This is a genomic window from Mesorhizobium sp. M7A.F.Ca.CA.004.12.1.1 (assembly GCF_003997835.1).
Classification (GTDB): domain Bacteria; phylum Pseudomonadota; class Alphaproteobacteria; order Rhizobiales; family Rhizobiaceae; genus Mesorhizobium.
In genome coordinates this window covers 1-5,344 of record NZ_RZRK01000433.1, presented here as the reverse complement: position 1 = coordinate 5,344, position 5,344 = coordinate 1, and the positions used below count along the sequence as shown (strand labels likewise).

Below are 5,344 nucleotides of genomic sequence, written 5' to 3'. Positions count from 1 at the left end.
TTCACAAGGTGGTCACAGCCGCGCGCTGGCATGTCGCCATCTATGTCGCGGCGATCGCGCTGGCGTTCTATCTGTGGTCGTTCCTGCCGCTGGTGCTTATCGGCCTGCCGCGCCTCTACGGCAGCTGGCACATGGTGCTGACCGGCCTGCTGCAGCATATCGGCCTGGCCGATAATGTCACCGACCACCGGCTGAACACGCGCACCGTCTACATGAACCCGATCAGCCGCTTCATCTACTGGAACATGAACTACCATGTCGAACATCACATGTTCCCGATGGTGCCGTATCACGCGCTGCCGAGGCTGCATGAATTGATCAAGCACGATCTGCCCGAGCCGAACCCTTCGATGTGGCATGCCTATCGCGAGGTCTGGCCGGTGCTGCTGAAGCAGCTTCAGTACGAGGACTATTTCCTCAAGCGCGAGCTGCCGCCGACGGCGCGGCCGTATCGGGACGAGTTCCATGCGCTGACCGTTCCGGCAGCGGCGGAATAGGGGAGAGGCAGATGGCCGACTGGGTTGAAGCGTGTGGCGTCGACGATGTCGAGGAAGAGGATGTCATCCGCTTCGATCATGGCGGGCGTACCTTCGCCATCTATCGCAGTCCCGATGACGAGTATTTCGCAACCGACGGGTACTGCACGCATGAGAAGGCGCATCTGGCCGATGGGCTGGTGATGGACGACATCATCGAATGCCCCAAGCACAATGGCCGCTTCAACTACAAGACGGGTGTGGCCCGAGGCGCACCGGTATGCGTCAATCTCGCCACCTATCCAGTGAAGGTCGAGGCTGGCAAAGTGATGATCCAGATCGGCTGACCTGCCGCCGAATGCAACTGAGGGAACCCATTTGATGAGCCGAAAAAGACCGACGGTGGCGGATTTGCGCGCCATGAAGGGCAAGCGACAGCTGACCATGCTGCGCGTGCTGACGATGGACGAGGCCGAGGCCGCGGAGCGCGCAGGGGTCGACATCGTCTCGGTGCCGCCCGAACTGGTGCTCAACCCGCAATACCGGGACGCCGCACCCAGCCTGTTCACCATGCCGGGCGACAATTTCTACGAGATCGGAACGGCGGACGATTTCGTGCGCTGGGCTTTCCGGCTCTACAAGGCCGGCGCCGACGCGGTCTATTGCAGCGCCGGCTACGCCACGATCAAGCGGATGGCCGATGACAATATCCCGGTGATCGGCCATGTCGGGCTGATCCCGTCACGGGCCACCTGGACCGGCGGCTTCAAGGCGGTAGGCAAGACCGCCGACACCGCCATGGAGGTCTTCGCGGCGGTGAAACAACTGGAGGCCGCAGGCGCCATCGGCGCCGAGATCGAGGTCGTCCCGGTCGAGGTGGCCAAGGCGATCTCGGAACGCACATCGCTGATCATGCTGTCGATGGGAGCGGGCACCGGTTGCGATGCGCAATATCTGTTCGCCGACGACATCCTCGGCCAGAACCGGGGCCACATGCCTCGCCATTCCAAGGTCTACCGCAACTTCGCCGCCGAATATGATCGTTTGCAGGCCGAGCGCATCGCCGCGTTCTCGGAGTATGTTGCCGATGTCAACAGTCTCGCCTATCCCGAAGACAAGCATGTGGTGCATATGGATCCGGCTGAGCTCAGCCTGTTCATGAAAAGGGTCGACAGGGCGTGAAATCTCAAGGCAATGATGCGACGGACGAGGCCGCGCCGGTTCATATTCTTACGCTTTCCTGCGAGGACCGGCCGGGGATCGTCGCCGCCGTCACGGCGGAGCTTGCCGCGAACGGCGCCAACATCGCCGAAAGCAGCCAGTTCTGGGACCGGCAGACCAATCGCTTTTTCATGCGGATCGCCTTCATCAGCCCGCCAGGCTCGACCAGGGACAGCCTGGAGCGGGCCTTGAAATCAAGTGTCGACCGGTTCGGCATGAAGACCGCGCTCGTCGATCAGGGGCGCCGCCCGAAGATCATCGTCATGGTCTCCAAGTTCGACCACGCGCTTCTCCATCTGCTGTACCAGATCAGGGTCGGCTGGCTGAACGCGGAGGTTGCCGCCGTCGTCTCCAACCACGAGGATGCCCGCCGCTTCGCCGAGCTGGAGGGCATCCCCTACCACCATTGGCCGACCACCAGGGAGAACAAGGCCGAACAGGAACAGAAGCTGCTGGACCTGGTGCAGCAAACAGGGGCTGAACTGGTCATCCTGGCGCGCTACATGCAGGTCTTTTCAAAAGGCCTGTCGGACCGGCTGTTCGGACGGGCGATCAACATCCACCATTCCTTCCTGCCGAGCTTCAAGGGCGCCAAGCCGTATCACCAGGCCTTCGACCGCGGCGTCAAGCTGATCGGTGCGACGGCGCATTACGTCACCTCCGACCTCGACGAGGGTCCGATCATCGATCAGGAGACCGAACGCGTCACCCATGCGATGAGCGCCGAGGACTTCGTCGCTGTCGGGCGCGACATCGAAAGCCGGGTGCTGGCGCGCGCCGTCAAGTTGCATCTCGAAGCCCGCGTCATGCTCAACGGCCACAAGACCATCGTCTTCTGAGAAGCCACGTCAGGCCGGCCAACTGCCGCCGGCGAGCGCGGCGTAAAGCGTCTCGGCGTCGATACCGAGCGGCCGGTCCTCTTTCAGCATGGGGACGAGCGAGCGTATCGCCGTGTGAATTGCGGCGGTGCGTGGCGCCAATGTGAAGCCGTCGCGCAGGTCGATGGCCTGTGCGGCGGCCATCAATTCGAAGGCGATCAGGCGGCGCCACAGCGCGATCATCCCGGCGCATTTTGCCACCGCCAGAGGCGTCTGCGTGGCGTGATCCTCGACGCCTTCCGACACGGCCAGGAAGTCGAGCATCACCGGATTGGCCTTGTGGCGGATGGCGGCCAGGATCGACGTCACCGTCTTCTGCAGCGGTACGAGGCCGGCCGAGGCGCCGCCGACCGGCGACAGATATTTCGGCAGGCCATTGCGGCCGGAACCGGTGAGCTGGATGAAGCGCGCGGCACTGGCCGCGGCACATTGGGCGATCGCCAGGCCGAGCGTCTCGAAGGCGAGCGCCAGCGAGGCTGTGTGGAAATTGCCGGTCGACAGCACCAGTCCATCATCGCCCAGCACCAGCGGGTTGTCGGCGGCGGCGTTGAGTTCGATCTCGACAGCCTGTCTCGCCTGACCGATCGCCTCGATCAGCGCGCCATGGATCGACGGCATGCAGCGGATCGACAGCGGGTCCTGCAAGGTGGTCGGCGCCGGCGCCTCGTCTCGGGCGAGCAGATCGTGCAGCACCTTGGCTGCTTGCTGCTGGCCTGCCGCCGGACGCGCCATATGCAGGCGCGGATCGAGGATGGTGCGGTTGGCACCGATGCCTTCCATTGTCAGCGCACCGGCCTGCTGTTGCTGGGCAAGGGCGCGCAATGCATCCGTCACCGCAAGTGCGCCGCTGCCGGCGGACACCGCCGAGGCGTTGATCAGCGACAGGCCGTCCTTGGGCGCCAGGCTGATGGGGGCGAGGCGCGCCATCATCAGCGCCTTGGCCGCCGGCATGAGACGGCCCTGATAGTCGGCTTCGCCATCGGCGGTGAGCATGCGGGCGAGTGCTGTCATCAACACCAGGTCACCGGCGCCGATCGAGCCGAGCGACGGCATGACGGGATGGACGCCGGCATTGAGCGCGTCGACCAAAGCGACGAAGACGGAAGGCGACAGGCCGGAGCCGCCGACCGACAGCATCGACGCACGGGCAAGCATGGTTGCCCGCACGGCTTCAACCGGCAGCACCTCGCCGACGGCGCCACTGCGTCCTTCCAGGAGCTGGCGCTGGAAGGCGCCGGCGTCGCCGTCGACCGCGGTGCCGAGATTGGCGCCGAGCCCGGTGTTCAGGCCATAGATCTGCTGGCCGGACGCGGCGGCCTGGTCGAGCACTTTTCGTGCCTTTTCCAGCCTGCCGATGACATCGGGTCCAATCTCCACCTTGCGCCCATCGCGGGCGACCGCGGCGACATCGTCAATACCGACGCCGGTTCCGGTGAGGACGAGCGCGCTCATGCGAAGCGCAGCCGCTGGCCGATGCCTTGCACTTGGGCCTTGGCCAGCATCGCCTTGCCCAGCGCAATGTCGGACAGCGACAGGCCGCGATGCCAGAACAGGATCGTTTCGGCGTCGCTTTCGCGCCCGGCTTTCAGACCGGCGGCGATCTGGCCAAGCTCGGCATGCAGCGTCTTCTCGCTCAGCCGCCCGGTCTCGACATGGGCGCGCAGCGAGCCGAACTTGCCGCCCTTGCACTGGCCCCAATCGTCGACGACCATTTTCTGCATGATATCGGTCAACGACAGTTCCACCGCGCTCATCGTGCCGTAGGGCACGACCAACGCGCCGGGCTTGATCCATTCGGTCTTGAGCAATGGCTGCGGCTCCGGCAACCGCGAGGCCTCGACGACAATGTCGGCGCCCTCGATGCAGCTTTTCCAGTCGGCGACCGCCGTCACCGTCTTGCCGAGATCGGCGGATAGTCTGGCGGCAAAACCGTCGCGGCTTTCCGGGCGGCGCGAATGGACGCGGATCTCGTCGAAATCGAAGAGATGGTCGAGCAGGCGGACATTCCAGTAGGCGGTGCCGCGCGCGCCGATATGGGCCAGCACTTTGGAATTCTTTCGCGCCAGATGCCTGGCGCCGATGGCGGTGACGGCGCCTGTGCGCATGTCGGTGATGACGGTGGCGTCGAGGATGGCGCGCGGCGCGCCGGTGCGCGGGTCGAACAGGTTGAGGATGCCGAATTCGGAAGGCAGGCCATGCAGGTAATTGTCGACATAGTCGCCGACGATCTTGACGCCGGCCGTGTCGAGCGGCGCGACGTAGCCGCGCAACACGTCGAAATGGCCGTGGAAGGACGGGTCCGGCTCGAGATGGACGCGCGGTTCGATCACCGTCTGGCCCCGGCCCTGCGCCACCAGGCCAGCCTCGACGGCAGCGATGATTTCGCCATCGGTCATGGCAAGGGCATCGATGTCGAGGGCATTGAGGTAGTCGATGTAGATGGGCTTCATGTTACGCGGACACTTTTCTCGGCCACCCCGTTCATCCCATAGCAGGCCAAGGCGGGACACGAAAGTTTGTTGCGAGGTCTCTGGACGCCGCCGGTGAGATGCTGTTCAAACCGGTTCCGTCATGACAGCCGTTCCCGAGACCGCAACCTTACCCGAAACGGCCACCAATGCGCGGCGCGTGGCGCTGATCGTCGCCATCGCGTTCTTCATGCAGTTTCTGGATTCGACGATCATCTCGACCTCGCTGCCGCAGATGGGGGCTTCCTTCGGCGTGTCGGCAGTGGCGATCAGCATCGGCATCACCGTCTACATGCTGACC

Annotated in this window: 6 protein-coding genes and 1 pseudogene; 5 read left to right on the top strand and 2 right to left on the bottom strand. The window is 64.4% G+C overall.

The window, feature by feature from the left end; all coding sequences use genetic code 11:
- From EN984_RS21650 to purU, 4 genes are all read left to right on the top strand, one after another.
- The coding region (locus EN984_RS21650; RefSeq protein WP_206517455.1) for a fatty acid desaturase at positions 1–497 on the top strand (497 nt) is incomplete at its 5' end.
- Between the two features lie 11 nt (positions 498–508).
- Positions 509–823: a MocE family 2Fe-2S type ferredoxin gene (locus EN984_RS21645; RefSeq protein WP_013530832.1), complete on the top strand. Its 315-nt coding sequence runs from the start codon at positions 509–511 to the stop codon at positions 821–823.
- A 34-nt stretch (positions 824–857) separates the two neighbouring features.
- Positions 858–1,658 (top strand): 3-methyl-2-oxobutanoate hydroxymethyltransferase, encoded by an 801-nt coding sequence (locus tag EN984_RS21640; protein ID WP_127270894.1) that lies wholly within the window; start codon positions 858–860, stop codon positions 1,656–1,658.
- Entirely contained in the window at positions 1,655–2,536 is an 882-nt protein-coding gene (purU, locus tag EN984_RS21635; RefSeq protein ID WP_127270892.1) for a formyltetrahydrofolate deformylase, read from the top strand. Before EN984_RS21640 ends, purU begins: the two co-directional genes overlap by 4 nt.
- Before the next feature lie 9 nt (positions 2,537–2,545).
- Here purU and hutH read toward each other — a convergent pair whose 3' ends face one another.
- Positions 2,546–4,027, bottom strand: coding sequence for a histidine ammonia-lyase (gene hutH / locus EN984_RS21630; RefSeq protein ID WP_127270890.1), 1,482 nt, complete (start codon positions 4,025–4,027; stop codon positions 2,546–2,548).
- The gene (locus EN984_RS21625; protein WP_127270888.1) at positions 4,024–5,025 is read right to left on the bottom strand and encodes an ornithine cyclodeaminase family protein; all 1,002 of its coding nucleotides are present in this window, start codon (positions 5,023–5,025) and stop codon (positions 4,024–4,026) included. The genes hutH and EN984_RS21625 overlap by 4 nt, the downstream gene beginning before the upstream one ends.
- Positions 5,026–5,146: 121 nt before the next feature.
- Between EN984_RS21625 and EN984_RS21620 the strand changes: the two are divergent.
- Positions 5,147–5,344, top strand: a pseudogene (locus EN984_RS21620) (MFS transporter); the annotation flags it as partial.